We start from the raw sequence: 17,944 nt of genomic DNA, 5'->3' as shown, positions 1-17,944 counted from the left end.
AATCCGCTTAAAATGGCTAGTTGCAAAAAAATCTTTCTCAAAATAGAAAATTTATGCATAGAATGCTATAGGATACTTTAGTTCGCAGCGAATTTATATCTTATCTAGATGAATTAATCCTGAAAAAGGTTTGACATGATTAGCCTCCCCTTGGTTTACACAATTTTGGCACTCATCGCATATACCACTTCTTTCTGGTATCTGTTCATACGTTTAATGTCAAAACGTGAACCAAACCCATGGTTATTTGCTGTTGTTACGACCTTGGCACTGCTATTGCACGGCACAGTTTTATGCCATGCCATGCTGACGCCTTTAGGAATTAACTATGATGTTTTTAATCTAGTCTCTTTTACATCGTGGCTTATGTTGTTGTTAAGTTTAATTTTTAGTACGTTTCGCCCGATTGTACCTTTAAACTTACTCGGTATTCCTGTAGCGGCTATTGGTCTTATTTTGGGTTTTGCATTTAGTAAACCAAATCAGTTTATTGAGCAGCATTCGTTAGGCCTAGATACTCATATTATTCTTTCACTTTCTGCCTATGCAGTTCTACTCATGGCAACCATACATGCCATCTTGATATGGTTCCAAAATCGTGAACTCAAAAAGAAACAAAAAAAACGTTTTTGGGTCAACTTACTCCCGCCTATTCAGGCCATGGAGTCATTGTTATTTGACTTAATCATTACTGGTTTTATTTTATTAACCATTGCTCTGGCATTTGGCTTCTTAACAGTTGATAGCTTCTTTGCTCAGCATCTCGCTCATAAAACCGTATTTAGTATTATTTCATGGATTATTTATGGTTCATTACTCATTGGCCATTACAAACTCGGATGGCGCGGTCAAAAAGCGATTCGTTTTACCCTCATTGGTTTTGCCCTTTTAGCGATTGGTTTTATTGGCAGTAAATTTGTACTCGAAATGATATTAGGCCAATAAAACAATTAAAATTTCAGCACTACTAGACAGCGTTATACATATCCCGTATAACGCTGTTTTTTGTTTTAATCAGGTGACTCAGACTGTGAAACTCATACTCGCTCCAATGGAAGGTTTAACTGACCCGATCATGCGGGATACGCTCACATCTGTTGGTCATTTCGACTGGTGTGTAACCGAGTTTATTCGAGTTACAGACAGCATTTTACCCGACCATATTTACTATAGTTTTTGCCCTGAGTTAAAGAACGATGGTAAAACAGCTGCGGGAATACCCGTGCATGTTCAGTTCTTAGGGAACAACCCAGATATGCTGGCAGCAAATGCAGCAAAAGTCGTTGAACTAGGTGCTCCTGCAATTGACCTTAATTTTGGTTGCCCTGCAAAAACCGTAAATAGACATCGCGGTGGTTCCGTACTTCTAGATGAACCAGACGTGGTACATATGCTCATTAAAGCAGTCCGCGATGCTGTACCAGCGCATATTCCTATTTCAGCAAAAATGCGTTTGGGTTATCTCGATGAAAACCACACTATGGAAAATGCTCATGCGGTCGAAGATGCTGGCGCAAGCTGGTTAACAGTACATGCGCGAACGAAAGCAGATGGCTATACGCCACCAGCTTATTGGGAAAAAATTCTACCGATTAAAGAAGCTTTAAAAATTAATGTCATTGCTAACGGCGAAATCTGGACCAATGCCGATGCAAAGGCCTGCCAACAGCAATCTGGTTGTGAAGATTTAATGATTGGTCGCGGTGCTGTGACGACCCCCGACTTAACACAGTGCATTCGTAATAATATGGATGAGGCATTATTTAGTTGGGAGCAACTGGTTGACTTACAAATCCGTTTTTTAAATGGTCAAGCCAAAACAGAAATTGGTATGGTTGGTCGTTATAAGCAATGGCTAGGTATGATGACCAAAGCCTACCCTCAAGCCAAAGAACTGTGGGACCAAGTTAAACGCATTAAAGCTTTAGATGAAATTGTTCAAAAGTTAGAACAAACCAGTTCATCACATAGCTAGTTACTTAAAATTTATAAAAGAGGGTGGCTGTTTATACAACCACCCTCTTCTTTTATTTCAGGTTCAGTGATTATTTTTAAAAACCGCTTACTTTCATTTTAAAGTCGGTTACCGAAGCACCCGTAACTCCAAAACTCCCCATAGACCCATTAGGTAAATTATTAAACGTTGTTGGACTTTGTAGCCCTGCATTTCCTAAAGTTACATTATTAAGCGACGCATCAAATTTACTCGAGACACCTGTATTGCCAAAAGTAAGCCCTGTTGGGTCAACTCCAGCATAAAACCCATCAAGAACAAATCCTGTAGATGAGTTTGTTCCCGCAAATTTAAACCCAAAGTTAGCACCAGTATTATCAGATACTAAAGTAATTGGACAACCAGATGCAGCAGAACAAATCGATTGAATGGCTCCACCAAATTTGACCATGACAGACTGGGCAGCATGACCCAATTGAATGTTTAAACGAGGTTTATTGGTCTGTACAAAGTTAATGTCCAAATTTCCAGTAGAGCGAATCAGTTCTTTCACGCCTGTATTTACTGTTGTTCCCGAACTAAAAATTGATTTTGGTGCATAACTAGTCACCGCATAATCAGCAGGGCTAGAGACTGAAGTGTTAGGCGCTAAATAAACCGAAAATGGTGTAAGCCGAATACCATTGACGTCACTTCCCATTGTGACAGCCAAGTTCACAAAAGGCTTACCCGCACCTGCATCGGTATCTATAGCAATATTGAAAGAAGGATTGGTCGATACAGCCGCTTTAATAAATTCTATACTTGGAACAGGATTAGTAGAGTTCCCCGCAATGACGAGACCTGCTTTACTATTGTAAGAGGTAGAGGCAATACCATTGGTATCAATCAAGGCGACTTGATTAAATTTAACTTTATCGGCCTGAATGCCTAGCGTTAAACCATTTTGACCCGTCGTTGCTGAAAGACTTTGATCATCTAATGGTTGCATCGCAAAAACACTTGAACTACTGGCAAATAATAACCAGCAGACTATATTTTTATTTTTCATGTTGCTCTAATCCTTAAGAGACAAACGTTTATTATTTGTTCAGATTATCAGAATAATAGATGAGTACAAAATAATTATCCCTATAACCCGACGAATGCAAATCCAATCACATTCAAAATAAATTTTTTATCAAAAGTGGCGATATCGCCACTTTTCTTTATTAGTTAAAAGCACCATTTCTCGGCACAATACTGAAGCTACTATTTAAACGTCCACCAGTAATTGCAAGTTCACCTAAACGTGCGCCTGCCCCTGTTGAAGGTGGATAGAAATTAATATCTTTAACTCGTAAGGCACCATCAATATTCTTATCAGGGTTAAAATACACTGCGGTATTTACACCAACCTTACCTAATCCACTCGCGCTGTCTTTTCCAACAACTAATGCCGTGTTAAACGCAAGCTTACCAGTCATATTCTCAAAACCAATTGCAGAGCCATCAATCGGATCACTAATTTGGACTGAGTTTCCAGTTGCTGTAGCAGGCATTGTAAAATCACCCAAAACAGTGAGCGCACTACCATCAGCAATTGAACTATTAGGTACAATCGATAAATTTAAATCACCGCCTAAGCGTAGTTTAAGACCAAATAAAACGTCATTATTTCTGGCAAAGTTATCAATTGGTGAAGTACAAGATCCTGTTGCCGGACAAGTTTTATATTTAGCGCCTGGTAAATAACCCGCTGCAATTTCAGTTGATAAGGCAAGTAACATATCTTTTAAACCGATATTTAAACTGCCATTTTCTAAACCGATAGTGCCATTACCTTTGAGGAACATATCGATATTACGTAAGCCCATGTAATAGTCGGTAGGATTACCCGCATTATTGGCATTTGGAGAACCATCAATTAATAAAATTGAAGTTGTTTTTGTACCGCCTGCATCACGTCCTGTTGTGCCAACAGCGACACCAAATCCTAAACGCGAAGTCGTTCCTGAGGTACCTACAGCATTCTGAACGGGTCTACCATTAGCATCTTTTGTATAGTAAAAAGCGCTATTCGCAGGTGCATCTACCCCATAAACTGCTGCATTGGCATTTAAATTATAAAAAGGTAAAGCCAAACCCCACTGGTTACTTAAACCATTATCTGCAAATTGATTAGCAGCAGCAACATTCGCACTTGTGGTAAAACGGCCTCGTCTTGAAAATGCTTGAAACTCTGCTCCACGCATCGCAAGAATTAGACTAAATGGATTAGTCACCGTATCACGGTGAATATTATGTTGATAATCGGCAGCGGTTGTTAAAGTACCAGATCCTAAACGAATACTATTTAATGTCGCGTTATTTGGCATTAATAAGGTTTTTGTATCGGCAAGATTTAAATAAATATTTCCGCTATCAAAATAACCACGCGTAGCTGAGTTCAACCCAGTTAAATTACCAAACTCGAAACCATAGGCGTTCAGCCCTGCCCCACCAATTTCTAAAGTCGTGGCTTTGCCATCGGCGCCTAGCATAGAATCGTTATCTTTAGTGAACTCACCTTTCATACGAAAGGCAATTCCCGTATTACCCAAAATACTATTACTTGAGGTGGTGCCTGAGGCAGTATTTGCTGTACCTAAGGTTGTCGTGTCCGAAGAGCCATCCATACCACGGACTTGTAAATAACTATTTACCATACGTCCGCTTGCACCAAGTCGGATTAAACCTTTTGAATTTTGCGGTGTATTGGTCGCATCCAACCCATAAGGATTGGTTTTATCTACATTGGAACTAAGCATTACTTCAATGTTTAGACCCGAATTAGTCACTTTACCATTGCTATCAACATAAGTACCCGCTGTTAAACCAGAAGCTGAATCAGCGACCCGATTAAAATCGACATAGCCATAAGTACTATTTGGAGTTTGCCCAACCGCAGCCACATTTGTTCCAGTATTCGTTTGTAAAACCACACCACGGATAGGGTCAATAAACATGACCCCTTTACCCACAAAATTAAAGTTAAAATTCTTTAAAATTAGTTGGTTGAGCTGACTACGAGCATCTAACTGTCCTAAATAAATATTTGCGTTATTTATACCCAATGTCATATTTGACTGGCTATTTGGGCTAAATAAACCGTCTTGAGTAGTCAATGCTAAATTTAAAGGTGAAGTTGTTTGGATAGCCAACTGCCCTAATGTAGGTGAGCATGTAGCGGAACTATTACAAACCTTAACGCTATTTACCGTAATGAGAGATGGACTGCTTTGCATAGAAAAATCGACCCCAGCTTTACCTGTAGTCGTATTACTTCCCACATCTAAACGGTAGTTCGTTCCTAAAGCTTGTGTAGATGCATTACTTTTTTGTATTTTTACACCACTCGCTTGAGCTCTTAAAACTTGATCAGCACTTGTTGGCGTGCCTGCATGGTCATCCCAGTAAGCATTATCAACATTGATCTCATTGAAAGTCGTTTGAATCGAGATCCCATCTTGACCATTGACTGCACTCAAATCGGCATCGGTTAAAGCTTCTAAAGCAAAAACTTGTCCACTCACTAACAACATGCTGGCTGTTAATGTATTTAAAATAAACTTTGAGCCGTGACTTTCTTTATTTTTGTTCATCACTTCAGTTCCTTTGAAATCTACATTAACCATTAACAACGGGGATGGCTACCATCACAGCTAAACACCATGACTTTTCCTTGAATAGCCAAGTTGCCGTTCATCATTAAACCCATAAAACCTGTTTCACGCCCATAGTCGTAGGCTGAAGGTGTCGCCGTAGCCACTTGCTGAGTTGCACTGTTTGCGGTCGCCGCATACGTTGGTTTTTTGAAATATGCATAATCATACATATTCGTACTTGAGCCTTGGGTCGTTGTTGAACTTGTAAAGTTATCTTGCTCAATGGATAAAGCATTAAAACCAAAGTTACGAATTAAAATTGGTTGTGCTGCACTAAAACTAAGTTGAATAGCAGGTTTTATAATTTCGGTATTAGATTTATCAAGATACTTCAAATCAGCACCATCCAAACCCATTTTTTGAATGTTTAAAGTTCCTTGTACACCTTTAAACACCAACCAAAGCTTATTACCACTATCACTATTTTCAGCCCAACCACTTGGCTTAGTTGCATCTGCTTGCACAAAACGTTTATTAATCGCTAAACCAATATGACAGAACTCTACGTTTTCACAGACACCACCACTACCATTATCAAATATGCTGTTACTGGTTTGGTTTAAATTGAGCATTAAAGACAAGTCAGCACCTGCTTGGCCATTAATGGCTTGTAAAGCGTCGTTGTCCAAAGTTTGTAATTCTGCATGAGTCGCAGTTGCACAAAGAGTAAGGAGTAAAGCAGTTATTTTTTTCATCGCATTATCCTCCTCTTATAGACCTTTTGTGGTGAGTTTTAAATGTTGGATTAAAACACCATCAATGACTGCTGAACCCATATTATTACTAATTGAAGAGCTAATTTGTGCTCCTGATAATTTATAAGTGTTCACATCTGCATTTGGTGTAGTCGTATACCAACGCCCATTATTGTAAAGTGCATCAGGTAAAGGTGTACCATTTGGTACTACAAACTGAGCCCCATTCCCTGCATCGGTAGTGGTATAACCTGTTGTGTTAGTCGTCGGATTATAATAAGAGGTACTATCAATATTCGCCCAGTTTGCTCCTTGAGAATCAAATCTTAAGCCTGAGCCAGCATTTCCCGTCCAACCTGATGCTGTACGGTATTGCCATGTGTCATAACAAGTTCCTAAGTTTAAAAATCCACAACTATAGCTGCCTCCACGTCGTTCCTGATTTTGTAATTGATAGAAATTTTTAACTTGTGTTACAGCAGCAACCGTTCCTGTTGGTAATTTCCCAAATGAAATACCTACTGCATCTTGAGTATTGTTCCCTTTAAAGGCTTCTAATGTATTATTTGTCGAGTTATAAACAGTTGAACCGATTGAGATACTACTATGCGTTGCACTAGAACCTTGATAAGTTTTACCTCCTAAGGTTACATTGGTACCGCATTGATAAACATTACAGGTAGAACCAAGATAAGTACTATCTGTTCCAGTGTAGTCAGTATAGATTTTCTTATAAATTTCTGGCTTATTCGGAATACGTGCAAGCTCTAAACTAAAGTTTTTACCATCTGAGCTTAAAACGAGTGGTTGGTATAAAGAACCTAACACAAGATTAATATTCGGATTATAAAGATATAAACCTTCGTTTGCATCGAAGGTTGGTGCAAGCCCACCATTAATAGCAGGAGTAATGAGATTACCTTGCCCAGTGCCAGATTCACGAGTACTCAACCGCAGTACATTATCCATTGCACTATCTGTTGGAGCAGTCCATGATCCAGTTGAAGTAACCGTAGTAGTCTGGCTGCGAATACGATATAACCAATCTGAACTTGGTGAACTATTGCTAGGCGCACCAGTATATTGAGTACTATAACGATTTACCCATGGACCTACTGTCGTTGTTGGAGTATTTGAAGTAATTGTTGCTCTCAAATTAGAGGCATCACCACTATTTAAACGCACAACACCTGCGAAGCCTAGAGTATTATTATAAAATGGACTCAATCCATTTGCGGATGTCGCACCTCCCAAAGTTTGGAAGAGCTGTAAACGGCTACCATTTAAACTAAAATTATTCCAGATACCTTGTAAACGTAACCGATTCGCACGACTTGCATCACTACTTGTACCAATCAAACCATTTGAGTCGCCATAATTAAACTGATCTGTCGCACCATTAATTTTATTTGGATTGCGAACAAAGATATCTGACCATAAACCTAATTTAAGTTTATATGCATCAAGCCCTGCCGTATCTCTTGTCCCTACCTCATATAAAGGTGCTTCTAAGGCTAAATACGTTACTTGGCAAGAAGGATCACTCGCGCCACTACATGTAGCAGCACTAAAATTAGGTACAAGGTTCTGAGTAGCTACTTTGAATATCCATGGATTAACAGCAGTACCCCAACTCGAAATCGCGGCCGCAGTATCGGTAGATGCAAGACGGCTATTAGTATCGTTATCAGATTTAGAAAGAGCTAAGCCATAAAGAAAAATATCAGCTTTACCTACTGCACGGTCACCAGAATCAATCGTACCATTTTTATTGGTATCTGCCGCCGTCATACTTAACGGCCCAACAGGTACATAATTGATATAACCTGTATCTTTAGTACGGTCAGTTAAAATTTGACTTGCGGTTTCGTTCGCACCTGCCCCACGAAATACCATATAAGTATTTTGAGGTAAAATAGCGATACCTTCACCAGTAGTTTCACTTAAACCGGCATCAGAAAGTTCTTCAAGAGCGAAACTCGATTGGCTTATGAAAAGACCAATTAAACTTGCCAAAACGGTTTTTTGAAACCTTACCGTATAATTAAGTGTAGTCATCTTGACCTTCCTGTTTTATACGATGCCGTGCACCATATTTATTTTTCTTTAACAATCCTTGATGCTAGGTGAATATATCCTTTTCACCTTAGACCAGAAGGCAAATCTAAATAGATATTGCCAACTTTTCCACATTTCTATTATGCGGAATATTTGCACAAATGCAAAAGAAAGCGCATAAAAAGCTAATTTTCCGATGAATGAAAATCAGCTCAAGCTAATTGCTTACAATTAACAAAAGGTTAAATTCGTACCATGACAGTTTGGTTTAAAGTTTTGATTCGTTAACTGTAAATTACTTAAATTTAGTGTAAGTGGGCTATTTTTTAAATCAATCGTACCAATATTTACATCCAGATCCCCTAGTTTTAACAAACCTCCCAAGTCAGAAGTTTGAGCAGGATTAGCTTGTAAATATGCAGAAACAGCAGTTGAAATTTGCGGGAATAATGGTGAAATATCAATTGCATCTTGTGGAATGATGTTACCTACATTAACTGGATTTGCAAAAGACATCCACCAGCCCTTTTGGGCTACGTCATCTGCTTTTGCTCCAGGCCACTGCAACATTTGATTTTGCAGTGCCAGATACATTGGCGAGTTAATTGGTAAATTATGAATAAGACCCAATGACTGGGTTAAATTTAAATTTGCAGTAATATTTGAAATGGTACCATTCATATATACATTCGGGAATTTAGCACCTTTACCCGCAATGACACATGCTAATAAGCTACAGTCTGTTACTGTAGCTTCTACTCTACCGCCTTGAGTGTAAATGCCTGTTGGTTCAGGATAAGCTGGATCATGTGGGCCTGCTGCATTATATTGCACAGTACCATCCACTGGATAAGAACTGCTATGTCCTACATAAATATTAGGGACTTTTACTGGAGCAGATAAAACTTTTGAGGTAACCCGATTACCATTAACTTGAATGGGCGCAATTTCAAAATAGTTATTTTGAATACCCGGAATATTAAATCCACCATCAGAAGTAATAAAACTTACCTCAGCAGCACCACCCAACCCCAAAGCCTGCAATCGGCCTGTTACTGCATTTGCTCCATATAAATTATCTCGAGTAGCCGAAGTTGTAGCATAACCTTTAATCAAACCACTACTGTCAGACTGAACCTTCATATAACCAGAAATGGAGTTGATCCCATTCGGGGTCGTTGTATTTTCAGTACCTGCCGTTAATAAACCAATAAATTTTTCAGCACTTAGCCTTAAACCAACTACTTCACGTGTTGAAGCTGAGGTTGGGTTCTTAACAGCAAATTCAATGAATGGATTCGTTAATACTGCAGAAGATGAGGCACGATCTTCATTAGACATGGGCAATGGGTTCCCATTGGTATCAAAATTTTGTCCACTTAAACTTAAATTATCAATATCGATATCACAACCACCAGCCCCATTTACACCACCACAGCCCAACTGAAGTTTTCTAATATTAGTATTGATTTCTAACTGGGCTTCCATTCCTAATTTATAAAAACCAATATTACTGCTGTTATCGCGTAGTTTCTCCAAGTTTGCCGAATCAGTAGGTGCAATATAAGACATACTCATTAACGCTTGGCCACGAGTTGCAGATAGTTCAGCATCAGACATTGGAACTAAGGTAGACGTAGCATAAGCTGAAGAAAAGCATAAACTTCCAAGTGCTAGAATAGCTAAATGAAGAGACTTAAACTGTCGCATGACCGACCTCCGTATCCTTGGGGGCATAATCTAATTTAATTTCTTTTTATTTGGCTTCCCTTTCTTTAATCTAATCTTAAATTGAATAAACAAAGAAATGCCGATATCTGATTTTTTATGATTTAAGTCCATTTAAATTGTGTGATACAACTCAAAGAAACAAATCAATTATTGATCATTTTATATCATTTTTTACAAAAGAAAACGTTCATTTATAAATATTCCGATGAATGCCACTTTCTTTATTTTTCAACAAAAATGGGCCACTTCAAGTGACCCATTTTTTAGAATTTAATCTAATTTTAAAACAACTTAGGTTTTAGGAAGCGTAACGCCAGTTTGTCCTTGGTATTTACCACCACGGTCTTTATAAGACGTTTCACAAACTTCATCGCTTTCAAAGAAAAGCATTTGTGCTACACCTTCACCTGCATAAATACGTGCAGGTAAGTTCGTCGTATTTGAAAACTCTAAAGTAACGTGACCTTCCCATTCTGGTTCTAAAGGCGTCACATTTACAATAATACCGCAGCGGGCATAAGTTGATTTACCCAAGCATACAGTTAAAACATTACGCGGAATACGGAAATATTCAATTGTACGCGCTAGAGCAAACGAGTTTGGCGGAATAATACAAACGTCAGATTCAATGTCGATAAAACTTTTATCATCAAAATTTTTCGGATCAACAATTGCAGAATGTACGTTAGTGAAAACTTTAAATTCGCGGGCACAGCGTACGTCATAACCATAGCTAGAGACCCCGTAGGAAATCAATTTTTCGCCATTCTTATCAAAACGGACTTGATTCTCTGCATAAGGTTCAATCATGCCGTGTTTTTCGCTCATTTCGCGAATCCAACGATCAGACTTAATAGCCATGTATTTTCTATCCAAAAGGTAATTTCATTGATTGCGACGTACTTTAACGTAAAAAAGCAATTATGAAAACAACGCTTGAGCTACTCTTCTCGATAAGAATAGCTCGGTAAGACTTTTAAAGGTTTAATAACGCAGAATAGCTAATCGGAATTGAGAAACTAACTAAAACTAGTGAGGCTGTTTTTTGTAAATTCGATTGATTTAACCAACGTACTTTATTACCTGCCAAAATTGAACCCAAGAAAATCCAGAACAATGCAATTGGTGTAATCAACGCTAAATAAGCCAGCATATGAATGAGATAAATATGAAAATCAGTCCATGCTGCAACAGGGAAAATAGCTGAAGCAAACAGTAATGCTTTAGGGTTAAGTAAAGTTGCACAGAACAACTCACGCGGGCGAATCGTTGGCTGATCTAACTCAAGTTGCTGATTGGCTGTGTGCCATAACTTAATTGCTAAAAAAATAATGTAACAAGCGCTTAGCAATTTAAGCATAGGAGGTAAGAAAGGAAGCGTTGCAGAAACTTTCCCTATTAACATGCCCCAAGCTGAAATAGAAATTACATATCCAAGAACTTCTGCCGGAATTAATTTCGCAGACTTCTTAAGACCTACCTGTACTCCTGACGATGCGAGTAAAGTATTGGTTGGGCCTGGGGTAAGTAAAATTGTGGCAACTAAGCCAATAAATAGCCATGAAATCATTGAATGACCTCACAATGTAGTCATCTCAGATTAATAGATATCTTTTGGGAAGGCAAAATCTAATTGTAAGACAATTTTTTAAAATATTAATCAGTAAAATTAAAAAATAACAAATAAACAAATAGATACGTAATTTTTAAAAAATTTAAGCTAAAAAACTTTAGAGTCAGTTGTCGAGCTTTGCGTGCCAAATTGTATTAAGTAATATAAGTATTTTTATTTTAAATCTATTTTTAGGTCGAAAAGATCTATAATGAATTATTACAGCAGTAAGTTTAATTTTTAAGCTTTTAATAAGTTTCAATTAATATATTGTTTTTTTGTGTTTATATGAGTCACCAGACTCTACTATCCTATGATTATGGCAAAGCAATTTTTTCAGTCTTGGCTTCCTTCTCCAGAGAAAGTTTCAAATATGAAATTTTTAAGGATTTTTGGGAAAAAAACCCTCAATCCAGTGCTTTGGTATGTCAACCGTAAATCGATTACAAGAGCGGTTTTTGTAGGAACGTTTTTTGGTTTACTGCCTATTCCCTTTCATAGTGTTTTTATTGTGATGGCGGTATTGCTGTTTGAAGTAAATTTACCTATTAGCCTAATGCTCGCTTGGCTCAGCAACCCACTCACATTAGTTCCCATTTTATATACTGGTTTCTGGTTTGGTTCGCACATTTATCATGTACATATGATCAATAAAAAAATGCTGCTAGGCGTACTTCATCAGATTTCTAGGTGGATTACTCATTTTGGTCATGGGCATATAGATTTTAGTCTCGCTAAAATTTTAATGTCTGGGCTTATAGTTGAAGCATTTGTATTTGCAATCATACTGTATATAGTGACCGAAGTTTTCTGGCGCTGGATGGTCATTCGGAATTGGAAAAGTAGAGTTGGTTATAAAAAACAAGAAGATGCCCTATAAGAACCCATCTTCTTGCCTATAGTTAAACTATTATTTTGATAGTTTAGATTTCATATATTCTTCAGCAACATTAAGCACATAGTCTTGGCAAGCCTCTCCAGTACCTGAGTCATACGCTCCATTATTGGTAATATTATTAGATAAAATCCGAATTCCTAAAAAAGGAACATTAAACTGACTTGCGATTTGTGCAACCGATGCTGCTTCCATTTCCTCAACAGAAGTACCATAACGTTGATGGAAAAATTGAATACGATCAAGCTCATTATTCCAAACATCTGCCGATCCAATCGTTCCCTCGACTACTTCACCTTTGTCATAACGAACTTTATGTGCCGCCATTAATAATTCTTTATCGCCTTCAAATTTGCGAATTGCAATAGGTTCTGGGTCTGATTCATCTGTTGGCAATACATCAAATGCTTCAACCCAAGTGAGTGAATTTGATCCAGCTCCTAATGGTTGTTTAGGCGTTCTAAATGCACCAATATTGGTCGCATATTTTCCTAGAACAATATCGTAAACGTGTAGATCTGGGTCGTGACCGCCTGCAGTCCCCTGATTAATAATCGCAATCGGTTTATAACGTTCAATGGCTAGAGCTGTTGCCGCGGCAGAGTTACTCATACCCATCCGTGTTTTAGAAATAATCATTGGATAGCCATTGTGAGTTCCTTTCCAGAAAGTCCACCCTCCTATTGTTTCAACAGTCACATTCTGTAATTTAGAAGCCATCTGTTTTGACTCTACAGGTAAGGCACCTTGAATAATAATCGGCTGTAATTTCTGTTTTTGCTCTTCAACTGTCGTTGTTTGGGACACTGTTGAATGGTCGTCGTTACATCCAGCCAAAAATAAAGCGCTACATAAACTGATAACGCCAAAAGTATATTTAAATTGCATTTCTCACCTATTTCTTTTTAAAAGCGTAAAGTAGCAATCTACATGCCAATTTCAAGTTTAGCTTTGTTATTTAGATTCAGTGATTTAAATTTTTCTTTTAACCAAACAATAAAAAAACCCGGCTTAAAGCCGGGTCGGATGAATCAAAAGATTCGTTTATCATCACGCGTGCGTTGAGGGATTTTTTCAATCTGTTGCCATACTGCTTTAGCAATATCGATGTAGCTATCAGCTGCGTCATCCATTGCTACAACACTCGGTTTACCCTGATCTGCATGTTCACGGATTTGAGCATTTAAAGGCAAACGTCCTAACAATGGAATATGGTATTGCTCGGAAAGCTTCTCACCGCCACCAATACCAAAAATTTGTTCTTCGTGCCCACAGTTAGAGCAAATATGAGTCGACATGTTTTCAACAACACCCAATACTGGTATGCCAACTTTATTAAACAACTCAATTCCTTTGGTAGCATCTAACAAAGCAACATTTTGCGGAGTCGTCACAATGATTGAGCCAGTCACTGGAATACGCTGTGCAAGCGTAAGTTGAATATCGCCTGTACCCGGCGGCATATCAATCATGAGCACATCTAGATCAGGCCAAAGCGTTTGATTAAACAATTGCATTAAAGCACCAGTTGCTTTTGGTCCACGCCATGCAACAGGAGTATTGTTATCCCCTGTTAAATGTCCAATAGAAAGTACAGCCATGCCGTATGCCTCTAAAGGTACAAAGTTTTCACTTTCAATAAGAGGCGTTTTGCCAGCATTACCTAGCATGGTTGGAATACTTGGGCCATAGATATCAGCGTCCAACACCCCTACCTTAAGTCCCATTTTTTGTAAGGCAAGTGCTAAATTAACCGTAGTTGTCGATTTACCAACCCCACCTTTACCAGATGAAACTAAAATAACGTTCTTAATTCGAGGATGAAGCGGAACATCTCTTTGCTGCGGAGCAGCTTTCTGAATCGGTGGATTGTTTGGATCTGGCTCAGATTTAGGTGAGGCATCAAGCACAGGAGGTAAATTTGAATTTTCTTTCGGTGCTTTAGATGAACAAGCATGACCTGAACTTTCTGGTGCAGGACGCTTTTGTTGAACTACATGTAAGTTCAGTTCTTCAATACCACACTTTTCTAATGAACTAGCCAAATCATCATGAATTTGCTGCAAATGCTCTTTTTCATCTGGGAACGTGTTAATGGTGAGTTGTAAAACTCGACCTTGTACCTGAAGCTGGCTAATGCGCTCTTTTAAGGCATCTTTTGAATGCGGTAGTAAATAATTTTGGAGTACAGTTTGGATTTCATCTTCTTTCACTTCTTGTGCAGGTGAAAAAACGGACTTTAATGAAGAAAGCCAAGACATATTGTTTACTCCAAAAACAGATCATTACAGCTTGTTGGAGCTAGTGTAACAGTATTGATCCGCACTCGCTCAACTCGAAATGAATAATTGCTAATTTTAAAGCCTCATCATTTGAGTGAGGAGTACAGATTTTGGTTTAAATCAGCTTATTCAGCAGAGTCGTGATTTTTTAATTTATTGAGTTTATCGGTTGCTGTCTTCTTCAATTCATCAAACTTTGCAGTTGCCTGAGTTTTTAACTCATCAAGTTTTGAGGCGGCCTCTTCCTTTAATTCTGCTGCTTTGGCTTTAGCATCATCTAGTTTATGGGCGGCTTCGGTACGCAAGTGATCAAATTTATCTTGCAGACTATGCTGAGCGTCGTCAAGTTTACCTTTCAAATCACTGGCTTTATCTTCAACTGCTTCTTTTGCAGCAGCTTGTTTCTCTTTTACATTGTCCTTCAAATCATCCAAGGCTTTTTCGCCCTGTGCTTTTGCGTCTGCTGCTTTTGCCTTTAACTCATCTACTGTATTTTCAACTGCTTCTTTACCAGCAGCCTGTTTCTCTTTTACATTTTCTTTTAAATCGTCCAAAGCTTTTTCGCCTTGTACTTTTACATCTGCCGCTTTTGCCTTTAATTCGTCTAATTTATTTTCAGTAGTCATCGTTGTTATCCTCATCGTTAATTAAAAAAATTACCTGAATAAGTTATTAGTTATACATCGTTATGGTTTATTTTCTGACCGTAACTGCAATTTGAAACAAAGACAATACAGGAAGATTCAAATATTTTTTGATTTGTTTATCTGTTCTAAAGAGAAACAGCTTTTGACTTCACATCCATTTTTATAGATGCCTCTTATGCTTAGCTAAAGATTATTAATCTTTGCTTATCTCCCTGCATCAGTTAAAATCTTCCACCTTATAAATACGAATGAGAGAATGAGATCCGTGCGTAAAATTTTAGTCACCAATGCCCTCCCTTATGCGAATGGTCCAATTCATATGGGTCATTTACTCGGTTACATCCAGGCAGATATCTGGGTTCGTGCCATGCGAGCAATGGGTCATGATGTGACTTATGTATGTGCGGATGATGCTCACGGTACAGCGATTATGCTACGTGCCGAAGCGAATGGTATTAGCCCAGAAGAGCAAATTGCGAATGTTCAAAAAGAGCACATTCGTGATTTTGACGGTTTTGGCGTACATTTCGATCATTACGATTCAACACATAGCGATGCAAACAAAGCACGCTCAACAGATATCTACATTAAAAACCGTGAAGCTGGAAATATTGCAGTTCGCCCTGTAACTCAATTATTTGACCCAGAAAAAGGTATGTTCTTGTCTGACCGTTTCATTAAAGGCACATGCCCGAAATGTAAATCAGAAGATCAATACGGCGACTCATGTGAAGTGTGTGGTACAACTTATAATGCGACCGAGTTACTTAACCCACGTTCAACTTTAAGTGGTGCAACACCAGTTGAAAAATCATCAGATCACTATTTCTTCAAGCTTCCAAACTTCTCTGAATATTTACAGAAATGGACGCGTGATGAAGGTCGTTTACCTCTTTCAATTGCGAACAAGTTAGATGAATGGTTTGAAGCTGGTTTAGCAGACTGGGATATTTCTCGTGATGCACCATATTTTGGCTTTGAAATTCCAGATGCACCAAATAAATATTTCTACGTGTGGGTAGATGCCCCAATTGGTTATATGTCTAGTTTTGAAAACTACATCAAAACTAAACGTCCAGATTTAAACTTTGACGATTTCTGGAAAAAAGACAGCCAAAACGATGTTTATCATTTTATTGGTAAAGACATTGTTTATTTCCATGCTTTGTTCTGGCCTGCAATGCTTGAAGGCGCGAACTATCGCACCCCAACAGGCTTGTTTGTAAATGGTTTCTTGACTGTAAATGGACAAAAAATGTCTAAGTCACGCGGTACTTTCATTAAGGCCGAGACGTATTTACAGCATTTAAACCCAGAGTATTTACGTTACTACTTTGCTTCTAAGCTTTCAGATAAAGTTGAAGATTCTGACTTGAACCTTGATGACTTTGTTCAAAAAGTAAACTCAGACTTAGTCGGTAAAGTCGTCAATATTGCTAGCCGCTGTGCAAAATTCGTCAATAGCAGCTTTAACAATACGTTATCTGCTGAATGTGCAGAATCTGAGTTAGTACAAAGCTTTATTGATGCAGGTGATTCAATTGCTAAAGCATATGAAGCACGTGAATTCTCAACGGCGATCCGTGAAATTATGGCGCTTGCTGACCGTGCAAACCAATATATTGATGAGAAGAAACCTTGGGCTCTTGCTAAACAAGAAGGTCAAGAGCAACAAGTTCTTGATGTATGTTCTGTGGGTATCAACTTATTCCGTCAATTAGCGGTGTACTTGGCTCCAGTTCTGCCAACTTTAGCTCAACAAGTTCAAGATTTCTTAAAACTTGAAAGCTTCGATTTCGAGTCACGCAAACAAATTCTTGTAAGCCATGAGATTGCGCAGTTCCAGCCACTTATGCAACGTGTTGATCCAAAAGCTGTTGCAGCTATGGTTGATGCTTCTAAAGAGTCTTTAGGTGCTCCTGCTCCAGAAGCAACAAAAGCGGCAACGAAAAAAGAGAAATCTGCCGAGAAAAAAGCAGTGCCTACTCCGGCAGTGGGTGAAGCTGAAATTATCGGTATTGAAGATTTCTTAAAAGTTGACTTACGTGTTGCTCAAGTACTTGAAGCAGGTACAGTTGAAGGTTCAGATAAATTACTTCAATTGACGTTAGACGTAGGTGAAGCTGAACCACGTAACGTATTTAGTGGTATTCGTAGTCAATATGCACCAGAAGACCTAAAAGGTAAATTGGTTGTTATGGTTGCTAACCTTGCACCACGTAAAATGCGTTTTGGTATTTCAAACGGTATGGTACTTGCTGCCGGAAATGGTGAAGGTATTTTCATTATTTCACCAGATAGCGGTGCGAAACCTGGCGATAAAGTGTCTTAATCCGCCTGCATATAAAAAAGCTCCCTAAATTGGGAGCTTTTTTTAACTATAA

The 17,944-nt window shown here is 38.4% G+C and carries 14 protein-coding genes; 4 read left to right on the top strand and 10 right to left on the bottom strand.

All coding sequences use genetic code 11. The features are described 5' to 3' along the window. Positions 1–135 precede the first annotated feature (135 nt). The gene (locus AC1PJ9_RS02250; RefSeq protein WP_311086649.1) at positions 136–945 is read left to right on the top strand and encodes a cytochrome C assembly family protein; all 810 of its coding nucleotides are present in this window, start codon (positions 136–138) and stop codon (positions 943–945) included. A gap of 85 nt (positions 946–1,030) precedes the next feature. Next, positions 1,031–1,975 (top strand): tRNA dihydrouridine synthase, encoded by a 945-nt coding sequence (locus AC1PJ9_RS02245; RefSeq protein ID WP_311086648.1) that lies wholly within the window; start codon positions 1,031–1,033, stop codon positions 1,973–1,975. Between the two features lie 76 nt (positions 1,976–2,051). Here the strand turns inward: AC1PJ9_RS02245 and AC1PJ9_RS02240 are convergent, their stop codons facing one another. The 7 genes from AC1PJ9_RS02240 to AC1PJ9_RS02210 form a co-directional block, all read right to left on the bottom strand. Continuing rightward, the gene (locus tag AC1PJ9_RS02240) at positions 2,052–3,005 is read right to left on the bottom strand and encodes a DUF6160 family protein (protein WP_311086647.1); all 954 of its coding nucleotides are present in this window, start codon (positions 3,003–3,005) and stop codon (positions 2,052–2,054) included. A 160-nt stretch (positions 3,006–3,165) separates the two neighbouring features. After that, entirely contained in the window at positions 3,166–5,577 is a 2,412-nt protein-coding gene (locus AC1PJ9_RS02235) for a DUF6160 family protein (RefSeq protein WP_311070167.1), read from the bottom strand. Between the two features lie 32 nt (positions 5,578–5,609). Beyond that, complete coding sequence (locus AC1PJ9_RS02230; protein ID WP_263613037.1) at positions 5,610–6,335, bottom strand: DUF6160 family protein; 726 nt, start codon at positions 6,333–6,335, stop codon at positions 5,610–5,612. 15 nt (positions 6,336–6,350) lie between these two features. After that, complete coding sequence (locus AC1PJ9_RS02225) at positions 6,351–8,393, bottom strand: hypothetical protein (RefSeq protein WP_263613036.1); 2,043 nt, start codon at positions 8,391–8,393, stop codon at positions 6,351–6,353. 231 nt (positions 8,394–8,624) lie between these two features. Continuing rightward, positions 8,625–10,103, bottom strand: a complete 1,479-nt coding sequence (locus AC1PJ9_RS02220; protein ID WP_004710349.1) for a hypothetical protein — start codon at positions 10,101–10,103, stop codon at positions 8,625–8,627. A 312-nt stretch (positions 10,104–10,415) separates the two neighbouring features. Further along, positions 10,416–10,985, bottom strand: a complete 570-nt coding sequence (dcd, locus tag AC1PJ9_RS02215; protein WP_002120290.1) for a dCTP deaminase — start codon at positions 10,983–10,985, stop codon at positions 10,416–10,418. Between the two features lie 115 nt (positions 10,986–11,100). Further along, complete coding sequence (locus AC1PJ9_RS02210) at positions 11,101–11,694, bottom strand: LysE family translocator (RefSeq protein WP_263613035.1); 594 nt, start codon at positions 11,692–11,694, stop codon at positions 11,101–11,103. Between the two features lie 355 nt (positions 11,695–12,049). On the opposite strand from AC1PJ9_RS02210, the gene AC1PJ9_RS02205 reads away from it, so the two are divergent. After that, positions 12,050–12,616 carry a DUF2062 domain-containing protein gene (locus tag AC1PJ9_RS02205; protein WP_311086646.1) on the top strand — a complete coding sequence of 189 codons (567 nt, stop codon included), beginning with the start codon at positions 12,050–12,052 and terminating at the stop codon, positions 12,614–12,616. A 30-nt stretch (positions 12,617–12,646) separates the two neighbouring features. Here AC1PJ9_RS02205 and AC1PJ9_RS02200 read toward each other — a convergent pair whose 3' ends face one another. The 3 genes from AC1PJ9_RS02200 to AC1PJ9_RS02190 all read right to left on the bottom strand — a co-directional run bounded on the left by AC1PJ9_RS02200 (position 12,647) and on the right by AC1PJ9_RS02190 (position 15,539). Next, positions 12,647–13,519, bottom strand: coding sequence for a 5'-methylthioadenosine/S-adenosylhomocysteine nucleosidase (locus tag AC1PJ9_RS02200; protein WP_311086645.1), 873 nt, complete (start codon positions 13,517–13,519; stop codon positions 12,647–12,649). Between the two features lie 143 nt (positions 13,520–13,662). Further along, positions 13,663–14,892: an iron-sulfur cluster carrier protein ApbC gene (gene apbC / locus AC1PJ9_RS02195; protein WP_311086644.1), complete on the bottom strand. Its 1,230-nt coding sequence runs from the start codon at positions 14,890–14,892 to the stop codon at positions 13,663–13,665. Between the two features lie 146 nt (positions 14,893–15,038). Further along, on the bottom strand, positions 15,039–15,539 hold the full coding sequence (locus AC1PJ9_RS02190) for a hypothetical protein (RefSeq protein WP_263613031.1): 501 nt from the start codon (positions 15,537–15,539) through the stop codon (positions 15,039–15,041). 286 nt (positions 15,540–15,825) lie between these two features. Here AC1PJ9_RS02190 and metG point away from each other — a divergent pair, with 286 nt between their 5' ends. Next, positions 15,826–17,892, top strand: coding sequence for a methionine--tRNA ligase (gene metG / locus AC1PJ9_RS02185; RefSeq protein ID WP_311086643.1), 2,067 nt, complete (start codon positions 15,826–15,828; stop codon positions 17,890–17,892). Positions 17,893–17,944: the final 52 nt, after the last annotated feature.

The sequence above is a fragment of the Acinetobacter sp. 70_2 genome (assembly GCF_056736115.1).
This window is presented reverse-complemented; position numbering and strand designations above follow the sequence as displayed.